Origin of the sequence: Clostridioides sp. ZZV14-6009 (genome assembly GCF_020658095.1) — a bacterium.
Taxonomy (GTDB): Bacteria; Bacillota; Clostridia; order Peptostreptococcales; family Peptostreptococcaceae; genus Clostridioides.
In genome coordinates this window covers 27,511-44,334 of sequence record NZ_JAGWDG010000005.1, presented here as the reverse complement: position 1 = coordinate 44,334, position 16,824 = coordinate 27,511, and the positions used below count along the sequence as shown (strand labels likewise).

General features: G+C 28.3%; 23 protein-coding genes. 18 read left to right on the top strand and 5 right to left on the bottom strand.

Features of this window, described 5'->3' with window-relative positions:
- Window positions 1-66 precede the first annotated feature (66 nt).
- Window positions 67-1,035 (top strand): aldo/keto reductase, encoded by a 969-nt coding sequence (locus KGF36_RS08755; protein ID WP_227827743.1) that lies wholly within the window; start codon window positions 67-69, stop codon window positions 1,033-1,035.
- A 96-nt stretch (window positions 1,036-1,131) separates the two neighbouring features.
- On the opposite strand, the gene KGF36_RS08750 is transcribed toward KGF36_RS08755, so the two are convergent.
- Entirely contained in the window at window positions 1,132-1,524 is a 393-nt protein-coding gene (locus KGF36_RS08750) for a winged helix-turn-helix transcriptional regulator (RefSeq protein ID WP_227827742.1), read from the bottom strand.
- A gap of 141 nt (window positions 1,525-1,665) precedes the next feature.
- Between KGF36_RS08750 and KGF36_RS08745 the strand changes: the two genes are divergently transcribed.
- Together KGF36_RS08745 and KGF36_RS08740 are read left to right on the top strand one after the other, a co-directional pair.
- Entirely contained in the window at window positions 1,666-2,061 is a 396-nt protein-coding gene (locus KGF36_RS08745; RefSeq protein ID WP_227827741.1) for a pyridoxamine 5'-phosphate oxidase family protein, read from the top strand.
- Between the two features lie 413 nt (window positions 2,062-2,474).
- Entirely contained in the window at window positions 2,475-2,681 is a 207-nt protein-coding gene (locus KGF36_RS08740; protein WP_227827740.1) for a hypothetical protein, read from the top strand.
- Between the two features lie 408 nt (window positions 2,682-3,089).
- Here the strand turns inward: KGF36_RS08740 and KGF36_RS08735 are convergent, their stop codons facing one another.
- Together KGF36_RS08735 and KGF36_RS08730 are read right to left on the bottom strand one after the other, a co-directional pair.
- Window positions 3,090-3,299 carry a helix-turn-helix transcriptional regulator gene (locus KGF36_RS08735; RefSeq protein WP_227827739.1) on the bottom strand — a complete coding sequence of 70 codons (210 nt, stop codon included), beginning with the start codon at window positions 3,297-3,299 and terminating at the stop codon, window positions 3,090-3,092.
- Between the two features lie 4 nt (window positions 3,300-3,303).
- Window positions 3,304-3,615, bottom strand: a complete 312-nt coding sequence (locus KGF36_RS08730) for a DUF6442 family protein (protein WP_227827738.1) — start codon at window positions 3,613-3,615, stop codon at window positions 3,304-3,306.
- Between the two features lie 213 nt (window positions 3,616-3,828).
- Here KGF36_RS08730 and KGF36_RS08725 point away from each other — a divergent pair, with 213 nt between their 5' ends.
- Entirely contained in the window at window positions 3,829-3,948 is a 120-nt protein-coding gene (locus tag KGF36_RS08725) for a helix-turn-helix transcriptional regulator (protein ID WP_227827737.1), read from the top strand.
- A 21-nt stretch (window positions 3,949-3,969) separates the two neighbouring features.
- Window positions 3,970-4,188 (top strand): hypothetical protein, encoded by a 219-nt coding sequence (locus KGF36_RS08720; RefSeq protein ID WP_227827736.1) that lies wholly within the window; start codon window positions 3,970-3,972, stop codon window positions 4,186-4,188.
- Window positions 4,189-4,712: 524 nt separating this feature from the next.
- Here the strand turns inward: KGF36_RS08720 and KGF36_RS08715 are convergent.
- Window positions 4,713-5,012 carry a hypothetical protein gene (locus KGF36_RS08715; RefSeq protein WP_227827735.1) on the bottom strand — a complete coding sequence of 100 codons (300 nt, stop codon included), beginning with the start codon at window positions 5,010-5,012 and terminating at the stop codon, window positions 4,713-4,715.
- 75 nt (window positions 5,013-5,087) lie between these two features.
- Window positions 5,088-5,831 (bottom strand): phosphatase, encoded by a 744-nt coding sequence (locus KGF36_RS08710; protein ID WP_227827734.1) that lies wholly within the window; start codon window positions 5,829-5,831, stop codon window positions 5,088-5,090.
- Between the two features lie 165 nt (window positions 5,832-5,996).
- On the opposite strand from KGF36_RS08710, the gene KGF36_RS08705 reads away from it, so the two are divergent.
- The 13 genes from KGF36_RS08705 (at window position 5,997) to KGF36_RS08645 (ending at window position 16,823) form a co-directional block, all read left to right on the top strand.
- Entirely contained in the window at window positions 5,997-8,564 is a 2,568-nt protein-coding gene (locus KGF36_RS08705; RefSeq protein WP_227827733.1) for a sigma 54-interacting transcriptional regulator, read from the top strand.
- Between the two features lie 230 nt (window positions 8,565-8,794).
- Window positions 8,795-9,199 (top strand): PTS sugar transporter subunit IIA, encoded by a 405-nt coding sequence (locus KGF36_RS08700; RefSeq protein WP_227827732.1) that lies wholly within the window; start codon window positions 8,795-8,797, stop codon window positions 9,197-9,199.
- Between the two features lie 23 nt (window positions 9,200-9,222).
- On the top strand, window positions 9,223-9,720 hold the full coding sequence (locus KGF36_RS08695; RefSeq protein ID WP_227827731.1) for a PTS sugar transporter subunit IIB: 498 nt from the start codon (window positions 9,223-9,225) through the stop codon (window positions 9,718-9,720).
- A gap of 2 nt (window positions 9,721-9,722) precedes the next feature.
- The gene (locus tag KGF36_RS08690) at window positions 9,723-10,124 is read left to right on the top strand and encodes a PTS sugar transporter subunit IIA (protein WP_227827730.1); all 402 of its coding nucleotides are present in this window, start codon (window positions 9,723-9,725) and stop codon (window positions 10,122-10,124) included.
- 17 nt (window positions 10,125-10,141) lie between these two features.
- Window positions 10,142-10,630: a PTS system mannose/fructose/N-acetylgalactosamine-transporter subunit IIB gene (locus tag KGF36_RS08685; RefSeq protein ID WP_227827729.1), complete on the top strand. Its 489-nt coding sequence runs from the start codon at window positions 10,142-10,144 to the stop codon at window positions 10,628-10,630.
- A gap of 26 nt (window positions 10,631-10,656) precedes the next feature.
- The gene (locus KGF36_RS08680) at window positions 10,657-11,412 is read left to right on the top strand and encodes a PTS mannose/fructose/sorbose/N-acetylgalactosamine transporter subunit IIC (protein WP_227827728.1); all 756 of its coding nucleotides are present in this window, start codon (window positions 10,657-10,659) and stop codon (window positions 11,410-11,412) included.
- Window positions 11,412-12,275: a PTS system mannose/fructose/sorbose family transporter subunit IID gene (locus KGF36_RS08675; protein WP_227827727.1), complete on the top strand. Its 864-nt coding sequence runs from the start codon at window positions 11,412-11,414 to the stop codon at window positions 12,273-12,275. The genes KGF36_RS08680 and KGF36_RS08675 overlap by 1 nt, the downstream gene beginning before the upstream one ends.
- 46 nt (window positions 12,276-12,321) lie before the next feature.
- A complete protein-coding gene (locus KGF36_RS08670; protein WP_227827726.1) occupies window positions 12,322-12,801 on the top strand; it encodes an L-2-amino-thiazoline-4-carboxylic acid hydrolase in 480 nt (159 codons plus the stop codon).
- 64 nt (window positions 12,802-12,865) lie between these two features.
- A complete protein-coding gene (locus tag KGF36_RS08665; RefSeq protein ID WP_227827725.1) occupies window positions 12,866-14,173 on the top strand; it encodes a M20 family metallopeptidase in 1,308 nt (435 codons plus the stop codon).
- A 16-nt stretch (window positions 14,174-14,189) separates the two neighbouring features.
- Entirely contained in the window at window positions 14,190-14,783 is a 594-nt protein-coding gene (locus KGF36_RS08660; RefSeq protein ID WP_227827724.1) for an L-serine ammonia-lyase, iron-sulfur-dependent, subunit alpha, read from the top strand.
- A gap of 211 nt (window positions 14,784-14,994) precedes the next feature.
- Entirely contained in the window at window positions 14,995-15,141 is a 147-nt protein-coding gene (locus KGF36_RS08655; RefSeq protein WP_304521394.1) for a DUF2185 domain-containing protein, read from the top strand.
- Between the two features lie 143 nt (window positions 15,142-15,284).
- Window positions 15,285-15,488 carry a hypothetical protein gene (locus tag KGF36_RS08650; protein ID WP_227827722.1) on the top strand — a complete coding sequence of 68 codons (204 nt, stop codon included), beginning with the start codon at window positions 15,285-15,287 and terminating at the stop codon, window positions 15,486-15,488.
- Window positions 15,489-15,728: 240 nt separating this feature from the next.
- Window positions 15,729-16,823: a helix-turn-helix domain-containing protein gene (locus KGF36_RS08645; RefSeq protein ID WP_227827721.1), complete on the top strand. Its 1,095-nt coding sequence runs from the start codon at window positions 15,729-15,731 to the stop codon at window positions 16,821-16,823.
- The last annotated feature ends 1 nt before the right edge of the window (window position 16,824 follow it).

Genomic DNA, 16,824 nt, shown 5'->3' with positions numbered 1-16,824 from the left:
CCTATGTTTTGATTAATCTTGTATTACTTTAAAAGTACATTAAATTTAATATTGGGAGGTTATAAAATGAAATATAAAAATAATAATTTGGAACTTTATAAACTTGGACTAGGTTGTGGAGGAATGATAAAGCTTGATAATAAATCTGAAAATATAGCTACAATTCATGAAGCTTTAGATAGTGGTATAAATATGTTAAATACAGCTGACTTTTATGGTGCAGGGCAAAGTGAAATGATAATAGGTGAAGCTCTTAAAGGCAGAAAAAGAGATGATGCTTTTGTATCTGTAAAAACTGGAGCTCTTGTTGCACCTAATGGTCAAATGTATGGTCTTGATGTTAATCCTTTTAACATAAAAAGTCATGTAGCTCAAACTCTTAAGAGATTAAATTTAGATTACATAGACCTTTATCAACCAGCTAGAATAGATTTAGCTATACCTGTAGAGGAAACTATTGGAGCTATTTCTGACCTAGTAAAAGAAGGGTATATAAAGTATATAGGTATCACTCAAGTTGATGCTGAAACTTTAAGAAGAGCTAATAAAGTTCATCCGATAAGCCTTATAGAAGCTGAATATTCTCTTTTCAATAGAGAAATAGAAAAAAATATATTACCAACTGCTAGAGAATTAGAGATAGGGGTTGTTGCTTTTGGTGCTCTTGCTCATGGACTTTTAAGTGGAGTTTGGTCAAAAGCTAATGGTCAAAGATATAACTCTATGATACCTTTGTTTTTTGATGAAAATATAGACAAAAACCTTGGACTCGTAGAAAATCTAAGAGAAATAGCAAATGAAAAAAAAGCTACTATTCCACAAATAGCTCTTGCATGGGTATTATCAAAAGGAGATGATATCATAACTTTAGTTGGGGCATCAAGAAGAGTGACGCTAAGGGATTCCTTAAAAGCCAAAAATATTAAACTAAGTGATGAAGATATTAGAAGAATAGAAAATGCTATAAATGAGAATGAAATTTTAGGTGCAAGTTTTCCTAACATGAAATTTAAGAATGGTAAAGTAGTTAAATAAGTTCTCATAAGCCACCCTTTAAAAGAGTGGCTTTTTACATTCCATTAAATAATCTAATAAACAAACTATAGTATAAGTTATTCAACAAATATCAATTTAAGTTATTTTTCTGCATTCCCTACAGTTAAGTCCACATGTGTTTTTTTCCTGCATATTGATAGCACCCCAATTAGCAAATTGTCGCAAAATAGGTACGATACTTTTACCCTTATCCGTTAATGTATATTCAACTTTTGGAGGAATTTCATTGTATTGTTTGCGATGAACAATACCATCAGACTCTAAATCTTTTAATGATTGAGCTAGCATAGTATTTGTAATTCCATCTAGTTTTCTTTTTATACTACTATACCTAATTGGATTATCAACTGCTAACATACATATAATAGGTAATTTCCATTTTCCACCAACAATATCTAATGCATAACGTATTGGACAAGTTAATTCTTCATCATTTTCAGTTATATTATTTTTATTATCTAAACTCATTTTAATTCACTCCTCAATTCCAATAGTATCTTTTTTATACTTTATCAGAAAAAACTGCATACTTGTTTTTTTCTTATTTTATATTAAAATTATATCAAAGGATAATCCTTAATACAACTATTTAAAAGGGGTGTAATAATTATGAAAGCATTAGATTTTTTAAACAAAGCAGGAGTTTATTATTTAGCAACAACTGATGAAAGTAATCAAGCACATGTACGTCCTCTTGGATTCGTTATGGAGTACGATGGAAAACTGACATTTTGTACATCTAACCAAAAAAATATGTTTAAGCAACTTATTTTTAATCCAAAGGTTGAAATTTGCTGTATCGACCAAAAATTTAATACCTTACGTATTTTAGGTGAAGCAGTATTTGTTACATCAAAAGAAACACAAGCTAAAGCACTTGAAATAATGCCAAGCCTAAGTAAAATGTACTCTGTAGGAGATGGCAAATTTGAAATGTTCTCTATTGATAATGCAAAAATTAGTTGCTGTTCAATGAGTGGTAAAAAAGTTGATATAGAACTTTAATTATAGCTGAATCAACATTTATGACGAAAGTTAAGAAAACGTTACTACTAAGATATTAGAAATTTAAACCTAAAGACAATAAAAAGATTTTTAAGCAGTAAATGTGTAAAAATTTTTAGTTATTAGATTTATATTCCAACAATTACATATTGTTTTGAATAATTTCATAACAAAAATAAGAATAATTAAAGTTTATTTTATGATGGAGTGTAATTCCTTTTAAAAATATTTTAACTGTAAATGATTGCAAGTAATTTTTATTTAATATGAAGAAAATATTATGATTATAAAAAATTACTACTTATTATTTATATATTTTTGTATATAAATAATAAGTAGCATGACTTTATAAATTAATAGTGATAGAATATAAATTAATAGATAAGATATAATTTTAAAAGGAGTGATATAAAGTGAGTAAATATAGTTCTTTGTGGGAATATGTTGAGAAAAATGGTACTTCACCATTTAAATTAACTTTTGAAGAAATAAAAAATATTGCTGGAATAGAGATAGATCATTCTTTTTTGAAATATAAAAAAGAATTAAATGAATATGGATATCAAGTTGGAAAAATTTCTTTAAAAGAGAAGACGGTTATTTTTAATAAAATTGATTAAGGTGTTAATAATTACATAGAATAAGATAGTTTGTATTGACTATCATATATAACTAAAAATAAAGTAAGTCTTATAATAAGACTTACTTTATTTTTAGTTGATGCTTTTTTAGTTTTATACCATAAGGTATAAAATTGTAACTATTAAAAAAGTTATAATTTCTATTACTATCGTTCTAAGTATGTTATATATTTCAATTTGGCTATTTATTTTGATTTTATATAATGCAAAAATCCTCTAAGGTTTTCACTTTTAACATTTAAATAATAAATATATAAACACTGGATGCAATATTAAGTGTAATTAAAGAATAGTTTGTTTTATTTATTGAAATCTTTTTATTTTAAGTTATATAAATAAAATATAGAGTTCTATACATTCTCTAATATTTTATGATTACATGAAGATTTACTCAAAGTAAAATAAATCTTCAAATTTTTTATCTAGAGCAATACATAAAATAAGTGCTAACTTTGCTGTTGGATTAAACTGACCTGTTTCTATTGAACTAATTGTATTTCTTGATACTCCAACCATTTCTGCCAGTTGGCTTTGGGATAATTTTTTCTCTGTTCTTGCTATTTTTAAGCGATTTTTTAATATCAATTCTTCATTCATATGCTTACCTCAATGATGATAAAATAAAATTAGTCAATGAGAAGATTGTCAGAATTAAGAAACCAAAAGCAAAAACTAAATTCTTTTTCTCATGTGTAAATTGGTATTTTGCTATATTTTCAGCAAATCCGAATGTCCAAAATAAAGCAGATACTGCATCACTTTTTTGTCCAATAAAGGCGTTAAATATTACAATAAAGCAGAATACACATATGAAAATTGAATATCCTACTTTTATACCCTTATTTTCAATATACTCTAATCCTTCATCTTTATTAGATTGACGACTTTTACTTAAAATTTCTTCTTTATTCATATAAGACACCTCCTATTTGTATGACAAGTTTACTTGGTATTTTCATTATATCATACCAAGTTTACTTGTCAATAGATTTGACAATAAAACTTGGCATAAATTCACCAGATTTATCTCTTTAAAATATATTTCAAACTCCGCTTTATAGAACAGCTGAGTTTAATACTTTATAATTGAAATACAATTATTTTTAACTTGAAAGGAGTTTAATATATGAATTTAGGAGACAAGATTATAAAACTAAGAAAGAAATATAATTATTATCAAGAATTGTTGGCTGAAAGACTAAATGTATCTAGGCAAACTATTAGTAAATGGGAATTAGGAGTATAACCTAGTTAAAGATAAAAAACAATGTATGCATACCTGCTTGCTAAACCAATAATGAAATTAAACAAACAAGTAGAAGAACTTTATAAGAAGTACATATGGTTAAGAAATCAATATGATGAATTTCAGTATGAGCACCAACAGCAAAGTAATGTACTTGAATCTAAATTTAAAAATGTAAGATTCTCTAAAAAACTATCAAAGAATATTAATTATGAATTGCGCATTCTAATGTATCAATAGTGAGGTAAAATAGTAGTGGGACTAATAAATTATGATTTAATCTTATCTAATGAAGATATTGAAATATCAGATAGAGATATGGAAAAAGTTATTAAACAAATGAGTATATGAAATATAATATTAATCTTTTATTTGAGGGAAATGAATCATTTGATGCTATAAAAGATAATCCAAGATTTAAAGAACTTATAAAGAGAATAAAAGAATTCAAATTAATTTAGAGTAAAGTCTATACAATAGATTTGTAATAGTAAATAATTACTTGTGATATAGATGAAGAATTTTAATTTACACTATAAACATTCACTTAAGGTACTATACTAAAACATTGATAATATAGTACCTTTTTTGTAAATACATAAAAAGTAGACAAATACGTAAATTATAGTCTATTTGTAGTTAATATGAGATTGGCATTTTCAATAGGATAATATTCCAAGGTATATTTTTCTTCAGCGGGGAAGTACCTATTTTTCTATTTACATTTTATATCTTCTAAATTACCTATATATCTATCATTTTCTTTATAATATTTTATCTCCATTTTTTATAGGAACTAAAATTTCATTTAGTAAATAATCATATCTCCATTGGATATTGTAATAACAATCCCACTCTTCTTTAGAATTATTATACCTAATAAACTTAGGATGTATAAAATAATAAATGTGTAAGATGTAAGAAGGATAATTCAAATTTTGCAATTGTAATTTTAGTGAATTAGCAAGTGTACTTTTACCTGACCCTCCTAAACCGTCAATACCAATAATATATATTTTATTAGAAATATCCTCATTTATTAGTTTATTAAATAGCCTCTTCATTATAATATCCTCATTTCATATAATATAAATAGTATTAAGATTTTTATAAGAGTTAAAGCAAGCATGTATTATTACTCAAATATTTGTATAATCAACATCTAGTAATTTACCTTTTTGGTGAAAATGATTAATAAGTTTTTTAGGATAATTCATTATTAATTCATCTGGAAAATTAATTTCTTTTAAGATATTCTCAGAATACTCATAGTTACCTATATCAAAACAAATGTGAGCATCTGAAGTTAGTATGATTTTAGCACCATATTTTTTGCAAAGTGTAGCAATATACTTACAATTATCCGAGCTACCATTTCTTGACACGCCTTTGATAGAACAATTATTTATTTCTATTAAGATATTCTTTTCCATGGCTAATTTAATGATTAATTCATAGTCGATTGGGTAGTTTGGGTTTCCAAGGTGGCCTAATATTTCAATATTATCATGCTTATTTATTGCATTTATTAAGGCTTTAGTATTATTCTCTAATGTATTTGGTGAAAAAACGGCTTCGTGAAATGACAAGATAAGATAATCTAATCGAGGAATGACAAAAGGGTCTAGATCTATGTTTCCTTCAGTGTCTAGTATATTTGCTTCACATCCTCTTAAGATTATAATGTTATTTATGATTCTTGGGATATTTTGAATGTTGTGAAAGTACCATTTGTGGGGAGAACCAGGCATCTTAGGACCATGTTCAGATGTACCTAGTATCTTAATTCCATTTTCTTTACAATAATTAATATTTTCTAACAAAGTACTATAGCCATGACCACTGACTATAGAGTGGGTGTGTAAATCTGATAAAAAATTCATATAAATTCCTCCTCTATAAAAGATGAGGGTAACGTAATTTATATTATAAAACGAACAGGAAAGAAAATCAATAGTTACACAATTAGACAAAAATATTAAAATATTGTAGAATTAAGCTTAATAATAAATATTTAACAGTATTACTGCTTATATGGGAGGTTAACTATGATACAAAAGAAGCTATCAAGGAAAGAAAAAGTTTTAATTTGCTTGAAAAGGTTAACAGAAGAACACTTGAATCTTAATAACGGCATTAGATTTGGATTTGATGCAGAGTATATTGCTACTGAAGTAGGTATAAATAGAAGTAATGCTAGTAAGGAATTAAATCAATTAATAAAGGAAAGTATTATTATAAAGATAAAGGGAAAACCTGTTCAGTACTTATATAAAGAAAGTGTTGAGAGTATTTTAGGAAAGAAACTAAATAAAGGGATATTTGATAATATTAACTCTGTAAACGAATATAGTGAAAATGATGCTATCAAAGATGAGTATATTGTAGAGGGTATAAAAAAAGAGAACAATATTTTTAATTTAGTAGGATGTGATGGAAGTTTAAAGTCTCAAATAGAGCAAGCTAAAGCAGCAGTAATATATCCACCTAAGGGGTTGAGTACATTAATAATAGGACCTACAGGAGTTGGTAAATCTATATTTGCAGAATATATGTATAAGTATAGTTTAACTATAAAAGAAGATAGTGATAATGCACCATTTATCATATTTAACTGTGCTGATTATTCTGATAATCAGCAATTATTATTAGCACAGCTTTTTGGATATGTAAAAGGAGCATTTACTGGAGCTGATAAAGATAAGTATGGTATTGTACATGAAGCTAATAATGGAATATTGTTTTTAGATGAAGTTCATAGGTTATCTGCAGAGGGACAAGAAATGCTATTTCTACTTATGGATAAAGGTATATATAGAAGGTTAGGAGAGGCTAATAAGGTACATGAGTGTAGGATTATGATAATTGCAGCTACTACAGAAGATCCAGAGGTAGCAATGTTGGAAACGTTTTTAAGAAGAATACCTGTAACTATAAAGATTCCGTCTTTAGAGGAAAGAGGCTTTCAAGAGAGAATGAAGCTTATATGTTATTTTTTTAAAGAAGAAAGTATTAGGATTGGTGTTAAGTTAAAGGTTTCAAAAGAAGTTATTAAGGCATTTATTTTATATAAGTGTAAGGGAAATATAGGACAATTAAAAAGCGACATACAATTAATTTGTGCAAGAGCTTTTTTAGATTATATGACCTATAAAAGGGAATGTGTATATGTAAGACTCTCTCTTCTACCAAACAATATTAGAGAATCATTATATGGAAATAATAGAAAAGAGGAGTTTGTACAAAACTTCAGTTTTATTGGGAAAGATGATATTATTTTTTTACCAGAAGGAAAGAATTTTGAAAGTGAAAATTTATTAATAGAAAATAAAAAATATGATTTAGATTTCTATGGAATGATAAAAGAAACTTGGAATAAACTTCAACAAGAAGGTATTAAAGAGTCACAAATTAGAAGCGTTATAGATGAAGATATACAGAAGTATTCCTATAATTTAATGAATACTTTTATATATAATAGTAGTAATCAAACAGCTTATAACAATATTGTTAATGATTCAATTGCAACTACTGTGAAGTATATTTTACAAAAGCATGATAAATGGAGCAAAAGAGAAGGATTAGATAAATTAATAAAAGCTATAGCCTTACATATTCAGAATTTAATTGAAAGAATAAAGATTGGGAACATAGTAAAGCATCCTAATAAAGATGAAATTATGAAGGAAAGAGCATATGAATATAACATAGCAAAAGAAATATTATCTAACATGTCATTAATGTATGGAGTTGAGTTTCCAGAAGATGAAGCAATTTTTTTAGCAACGTTTCTTTATTTATCTTATGTGGGATTAAATGAGGAGAGTATAGCAATATTAGTTATAATGCATGGTGAATCTACGGCATCTAGCATGGTGAATGTAGCTAATACTTTACTGGATTGTAACCATGCAGTGGCAATCAATATGGGATTAGAGGATAGAGTTCAGGATATTTTAGTCCAAGCTGTAGAAATAGCCAATGAAATTGACAAAGGAAAGGGAATTTTAATTCTAACTGATATGGGATCTATTTTAACATTTGCTAAAGTTATTCATGATGCTACTGGAAAAGAAGTAAAAGCAATAGATATGGTAAGTACACCTATTGTAATAGAAGCAACTAGAAAGGCCCTAACTCCGGAAATGACATTAGAGAAATTATATTTTAATATTATAGAATCTATAAAGAAACATTATGGAGATATGGAAATTACATATGCTGAAAAAGATAATGGTGGTAGATATTTTGATAGATTACTAATTGATAATATTAGTAAAACTTTGACTTTTTTAAATGGGGAAAAGGCTTATTTTATATTAAAAGAAGTAATTAATAGAATTAGCGAACATTATTCTTTAGTAATTCAAGATGAGCTTTTAGTAAAGTTTATATTTCATTGTTCATGTATGATTGAAAGAGTAATAATAAAAGAGTCTTTAGTTTATAAATCATATGAAGAAAGAATTAGTAGAAGTAAAGCATTATATTTAGTTATAAAAGAAAGTTTTAAGCTTGTAGAAGAGACATTCGATATAATCATTTCAGATATGGAATATGCAAATATATTAGATATATTTGAATCACAGTATGATACAGATAAATTCAAAAGTTGATACAAAACTTAAATATAGCCAAAAGGCTATCTTTTTTTTACTTCTTTTTGATACAGATTTGATACAGGTTTGAAAAAGATTTTGATACATATTGAAAGAGTAAGCTTTTTTTATAAATTAAGTAAAAAGATTTGATTAAATCCTGTAAAATAGCCATTTGTTATTGATACACATAAGTTGGCATGGCAATTGCTTATATAAAAAGTGACAAGAAAAGTGAGGTGAGATTGGTGATTGGGATAATAGTTATGACTCATGGGAGTTTTAGTGAAGAAATTATAAAAAGCTGTGAACTTATTGCAGGACCAGCAGAAAGAACAGCAGCAATTAAACTAAATAGGAATGATAATATTGAAGACTTAAATAGAAATTTTGTAGAAAAGTTAAATGAATTAGATGAAGGTGACGGAGTTTTAGTATTAGCTGACCTATTAGGAGGTTCACCAAGTAATGTAGCAAGTTTAAACCTTAAAAAAGGTGGAAAGTTTCATGCACTTACTGGAGTAAATCTTCCAATGCTACTTGAAGCTTTAATTAATAGAGAGGGAAAAAGTTTAGAAGAGTTAGCAGAGACATGCATTGAAGCGGGGAAAACTGGTATAAACCATATTAATAAAGTTCTTAGCTCAATGTAATAGAAAAAGGAGTTCGATTAAAAATGTCTTTAGTAAAATATTGCAGATGTGATGATAGATTAATACATGGTCAAGTGATATATAAATGGGTTAAGCATCTAGGTGTTAAAAAAATAGTAGTAGTAGATGATGAAACAACCAATGATGTTATTGCTAAAGGTTTGATAAAAATGGCAGCACCAAAGAATATTGATTTATCAATATTAACTGTAAGTGAATCAAGGAGGTATTTTTATAATAACCAAGCTGATGATAACGTTTTTGTATTAATTAAAAACTTAGATACTGCAAATAGAATGAGAGAAGAAGGAATTGATATTAAAAAACTTATTATTGGAAGAATACCTACAGGGATAGGAAAAAAGAAAATATCTCAAAATGTATACATTAATAAAAAAGAGTTTCTTTTAATATATGAATTTATTAAAAAAAATATTAATGTATCAATTCAAATGGTACCTGATGAGGAAGAAGTAGAATTAAATCAAAGTATTAATCGCTATAAAGGAGAGTTTGTTTAGCAATGAATAAATATAAGGTAATCATACTCTGCCATGGAACGTGGGGAAAGGTATTAGTAGAAGAAGCAAATAAAAATTTTGGATTGTCAAATCAATACGAAGTTTTATCACTAAGCTCTGAAAAAGATATTTCTGTATTCATGAAAGAGGTTGAAGAAGTAGTAGATAAAGAGGATGTGAAAATTATAATATCAGATCTGTATGGGGGATCTACGTCAAGTGTTGCAATAGCTGTTGCTATAAGAAGAGGGATAGATGCAATAAATGGACTTAGCTTACAGACAATTTTAATCGTAGATGAAGAATTAAGCAAAGAAGATAAAGTACATACATTACCAGAAAGAATCGTCAAAAAAAATAATAACCTTTGTGTGGATTTAATTAAAGAATTTAAAAAAATATAAATTATGAGGTGGATATAATGGCAAAAATAACATTAGTAAGAGTAGATCACAGATTAATTCATGGACAAGTTATAACAAAATGGGTGAAAATCGCTCAAGCTCAAAAAATAGTAATAGTTGATGACTTCTTAGGTCAAGATGAATTTATGGCTGATGTATATAGAATGGCAGCGCCATCAGGAGTAGAAGTAGCTATTTTAACAGCAGAAGATGCAGGACAAGCATTCCAAAACAATATTTTAGGAGATAAAAATATATTTATTCTATTTAAGAACGTTGATATGGCAAATAAGGCGTATAAGGCTGGACTTAAATATGAAAAGATTCAATTAGGAGGTATTCCAAATGAAGCAGGAAAGAAGATGGTATTTACAGCTGTTTCATTAGGAAATGAAGATGTAGAACAACTAAATGAACTTAATGAAGATGGGGTTGAAATAGTTCTACAAGTTATACCAGAGGAATCATCTATGACATATGAAAATGCCTTAAAGAAGTTTAAATAAAAATTATAAATTAGGAGGAATTATAAATGGAATCTGTTTTGATGTTGGCAATTGTAACAGGATTATGGTATTGGTTTGCAGCAGGTCTTGCAGGGTATACCCTTTTCTCAACACTAAAGTCCCCTTTATTTATAGGTTTTAGCCTTGGATTACTTTGGGGCGATGTAACAACTGGTATGATTGTTGGTGCAAGTATAGAAATGGTTTATCTAGGAATGGTAGCAGCAGGAGGAAATATTCCATCAGATAAATGTTTAGCTGCTCTTATTGCAATACCAGTAGCACTTCAAACTGGTGTTAATGCAGAAGTTGCAGTATCTATTGCGGTACCTTTAGGTGTCATAGGAGTATTAGTTAATAACTTAAGAAGAACTGGTAATGCTGTATTAGTTCATAAGGCAGATAAGTATGCCGAAGAAGGTAATACAAAAGGTATCTGGAGATGTGCAACACTTTATTCTTTAATATTTGGGTTTGTTTTAAGATTTCCAATAGTTTTTGTATGTAACTTTTTTGGAGCAGATTTAGTTCAATCATTATTAGATGTTATACCACAATGGTTAATGAATGGATTAACAGTAATGGGTGGTATATTACCTGCATTAGGTTTTGCAACAACAATATTTACTATAGGTAAAAATAAATTCTTACCAATGTTTATTATAGGATTTTTTATGGTTCAATATTTTGAAATATCAATTACTGCAGCTGCAATATTTGGTGTTTGTATAGCTCTTTTAGTTACATTTATGAAAGAAGATAAAAGGGTGGGTGAAGTATAATGCAAGAAATAAAAAATAAAGAAGCTAAAGATGAGCAAGGTACAACTGAAGTTAATAAGATAAGAGTACTTACGAAGAAAGATGTAACAAAAACATATCTAAGATGGTGGTGGACAGCAGAATTATCTAACTCTTTTGAAAGAATGCAAGCATTAGCAGTTTGTGCAAGTTTCACTCCGGCTTTAGAAAAGTTATATAAGAAAAAAGAAGATTTAATAGATGCGTTAAAGAGGCACTTACAATTTTTTAATACTCAAGCTATATGGGGAGGGTTAATTCATGGTACAGTTTTAGCTATGGAAGAAGAGAAAGCTACTGAAGGAAAAATCCCAGGAGAAGTTATTTCAGGTGTTAAGAATGGGCTTATGGGACCTTTGGCTGGAATTGGAGATACTTTAGATTTTGGTACATTTCAAACAATATTCTTAGCTTTAGGTGCTTCGTTTGGAGCAGAAGGAAGTGTTATAGGTGCATTTTTCCCAATAATGTTTAGTATATTACTATTTTGCGAAGGTTATTACTTATTCCATTTAGGATATTCTTTAGGTAGAGATTCAATTAAGAAAATTCTATCAGGTGGTATTGTCAATAAGATAATTGATGGTGCTTCAATTCTAGGAATGTTTATGATGGGAGCATTATCTGCAACTACAGTTAAGCTTTCAACTCCATTATCATTTGATATTGGTGGTAAAGCAATTGTTGTTCAAGATACATTAAACATGATTGCTCCAGGTTTATTACCACTTGGTGTTGTATTCTTCGTGTATTGGGGAATGAAATACAAGAAGTGGACAATAACTAAGCTATTAGTAATTTTAGTTGTAGTAGCATTAGTAGGATCATTCATTGGAATATTCTAATTTACAATGGTTAAAATATAGAATTTAATTTTAGGAGGAGAAAGAAATGTCAGAAAAAATGTATACAGAAAAGGAATATTTAGAAGGAATTAGAGGAGCAACAGGAGAAAGAGCAGTATGGTTCTATCTTCTTATGAAAGAAGCTGAAAAATTAGGAGTTAATCGAGATGATATATGTAAAGAAGCAATATATGGATTTGGTAAAATGAGAGGTCAAAAATATAGCGTAGCAGATACTCCAGGAAAAATGGCAGAAATGTTATATAACAGTAAAGGACAAAAAGTGTTTGAAATGGAATTAGTAGAAAATACAGATGAGAATGGAGTTTTAAAATTCCATCACTGTCCATTAGATGCTGCTTGGAAAGAATATGGATTAACTAAAGAAGAAAGAAAAGAAATTTGTAGATTAGCTTGCTACGGTGATTATGGAAGAGTTGATTGTGCACAGGGTGTTAGATTAGAGTTTGCTCAAAAATGTGCTCATGATGATGAAGTTTGCGAATTAGTATTCACAAGAAAATAGTTTTTAATGCTAAAAGCCTGTTCTTTAAGGACAGGCTTTAAAAAAACAGAAGGTAGGTTGATTTATGGATATAAGCAGAAGCATAGATAATAGTTTAAATAGAACAGTAGAATTCCTAAAAGAATTAATAAAAATTGATACACAACAAGGTGAACCTATTTCACAATGTCCTTTTGGTATAGGACCTAAAAAATCTTTAGAGAAAACTTTAGATTACTGCACTAGTTTGGGTTTTAGCGTTAAAAATATTGATAATTATATTGGATATGCAGAAATTGGGGAAGGAGAAGAATTAATAGGAATTCCAATGCATTTAGATGTAGTTCCACCAGGAGATGGGTGGAGTGTAGAACCATTTTCGGGAGCAGTAATTGACAATATTATTTATGGAAGAGGTGCCATAGATAATAAGGGGGCTGTATCTATGCTTATACATGTATTGAAAAACATAGAGGATACGTACCCTACAATTAATAAAAGAATAAGATTAATTTTTGGGACAAATGAGGAAACAGGTATGGAGTGTATCAAATATTATTTAGATAAAGATGAAGAAATTCCAAGTATGGGCTTTACTCCAGATGCGATGTATCCAGTGGTTAATGGAGAAAAAGGAAGAGTTCATATAAGGATAGAAAAAGAGATTAAAATTGATAAAAGCAAACCTTACATAATAGTAAGGGGAGGAACTAAAGAAAATGTTGTTCCGTCTCATTGTACTGCAAAAATTATTAATGGAATTATTTCAGAGTTAACTACTAAAGGAGTAGCTGCGCATGCAAGTAATCCTGAAAAGGGAGAAAATGCTATATCTAAAATGATAATAAAGATAGTTGAAGATAATATGGATTTTCAGTATAGAGAAGATATAGAATTAGTTTCAAAATACCTTTGTAGTGACTATTATGGAGATGCATTGGGAATTAATCAATATGATGAGGTATTCAAAAGCACTACTTTAAATTTAGGAATATTAAAAATGAATGAGGAAAAAATCATATGTGAACTAGATATAAGGCATGGTAAAAATATAGTTTTAAACAATATAATAGATAGATTCAAAAAGTTTTTTTGTAATGGTTGGAAAGTAAAAGTTATTGCTCATAAAGACTTACATTATGTGGATGAGAGTAATTTAGTACTTAAAAAGTTATTAGAAGCCTATGAAGAAGTAACAGATGAAAATGGATATACAATTGCTATGGGTGGTGGCACATATGCAAGTTGGTTTAAAGATATGGTGGCGTTTGGACCTAAGTTCTTAGCGTATAAAACTGGCGGTCATGGAGCAGATGAAAGAGTACCAATAGAGCATATACGAAAGAATATGGAGATATATACCTTGGCTTTAATAAAACTATTAGAATTGTAAAAGGAGAAGAGATCTTATGTGCAAATATATAGATATCTTAAAAAGAGAGATAAAACAAATTCAACTTTATTTAAGTGCAAACATAATTAAGAATGCATTAGGGATAGGTATACCTGGAACTGGGAAAATAGGAATAGAAATAACAGCTGCACTTGGGGGAGTTATTAAAAAATCAGAAAAAAAGTTAGAGATATTATATAATTTTACTAAAGATGAATTAGAAAAGGCTAATGAAATAGTTGATTTTAATGAAATAAAATTACATTTAAAAGAATATATGGGAAGATTATCACCACTTTGTGGAGCAGGTATTGCAGGGGCTACAGGAGTTTGTTGTGGAATGACATATCTACAAGGGGAGACGTTAGAAAATATAAAGAGAGCAATTAATAACATGTTAGCTGATTTATCAGGATTAATTTGTGATGGAGCAAAAACAAGCTGTGTATTAAAGATAGCTACTGCAACTAATCCAGCTATACAATGTTCAACATCATCAAATACTATTCCATCATCTAAAGATGGAATAGTATTTGATGATGTTGAAGAGACAATAAAGAGTATAGCAAAGTTAGTAAAAGAAGGACTTGCAAATACTGATAACAAGTAGGCAAAAGGTACATAGAAAATTGTTAATAAAGTACGAAATCTCTTGTATTTATACAGGGTACAGCGATTTTTATAGGTGTGACATGACATTTCACATAAATTAGAAGTTATAGAGGAAATAAGTATGAAATTATTAAAAAAAGATGATTTTATAAAAGTTAAGGTCGAAAAGTTAATTGAGTGGAATGAGCCAAATGGAGAAGGTTGTATATGTGTTCGCAATCAATACAATTTTTAACTATGATAAAGATATTATTCCATACTTACATGCAGATGTTGGAAGTGCATATATAAGAATAGATAGCAATAACTTTGAAATTGATGATGGTTTAAAAGAAATCTTTATCCATGAACAATAATAAAAATTATAGTTTATACAATTTAATATGATGTATGTACAAGCAGTTAGTTTAAATGATTGACTGCTTTTCTTTTATAGATTTTTATATAACAGGTAATTATCAATACATGATAGTTGCCTGTTATGATTGGAGGAATAAATATGAATAATAACTTTATAAAAGAATTAAATGAAAAAATTGAAAAGTATTGTGTTTCACAGACAAGGCTTGCTGTTGCTGTTGGCATAAAAGATATTTTACACATCAATCCTAAATATATGTTGCAATGTGAATATGGAAAATATGGATATGAAAACAAATATATTATTGGTTATATTAAAAGATATTTTATACAAGACGTTTAAAAAACATGATAAATAAAAACTATATTTGGATATATTCATCTGTGATTTTGTATAATGATGCGGATAAAATTGGAATAATAAACAAATTATGTAAATTATGTTTAAAAATATATTTAAGCAGGTATCTAAGATACCTGCTTATTTGTTTCTCTATGGTTGATTTTTTCATCAAAAGTCAACTTTAAATCGCTTGTTAGGTTTATGGATTTAAGGATATAATTATACAAAGGAGGCGTTGATATGAATGAATTAAACATTGCAAAAACACTGATTTTAAAGCGTAAAGAAAAAGGAATTACACAAGATGAACTTGCAAATTATATAGGTATCTCTAAAGCTTCTGTGTCTAAATGGGAAACTGGGCAAAGCTATCCTGATATCACTTTTTTGCCACAACTCGCGACATATTTCAACATTACAGTTGATGAATTAATTTGCTACGAACCACAAATGATTAAGGAAGATATTAATAAACTATATCAGCGATTGTGTAAAGATTTTACTGTTAAATCATTTGACGAAGTTATGGATGAAATAAGAGAAACCATAAAAAAATATTATTCATGCTTTCCTTTGATTTATCAGATGGGTATTTTGATAATTAATCATTATGACATTGTAGATGAAGAAAAACGTGAACTATTAATTAGTGAAGCATTAGAAATTTTTATTCGAATACGAGAAACAAGTGATGATATAGAAATTTGTCGTCAGTCAAAAGGTATGGAGGCAACTTGTTATATATTGTTAAATCAACCTATAGAAGTTATTGATTTATTTCAAGATAGCAATTTTCCCATGGTAAATGAAAGCATACTTCTTGCACAGGGACAAATGATGAATGGTCAAACTAATGAAGCTAATGAAACGTTACAGATTGGAGCATATCAGAATCTTACGTTATTAGTTCAAGATTTAGTGGGACTTCTGCAAAACTCAGATAAATCACAAATTAAAGAAATAGAAAGACGTATTTTAATAATTTCAGATACTTTTGACCTTAATGCATTATCTCCTGGTGTTATGTTTTCTGTATATTTGACCCAGATACAAATGAATTTAATACATGGAAATACTAAAGGAGCTATTAAGTCGTTACAAAGATATGTAGATTTGGCAATAAGTGATATATATCCAATTATGTTACATAGTGATGACTTTTTTAATCATATCGATGGCTGGATTTCTGAGATTGGAGCAGGTATTACACGTGATGATACAATTGTAAAGGCAGGTATTGTTGCGGCTATTAAGAATAATCCTATGTTCTCTGTATTAAATGAGAACAAAGAATACAGATTTCTTATAGAAAAATTATCTTTATTGGAGGAATAAA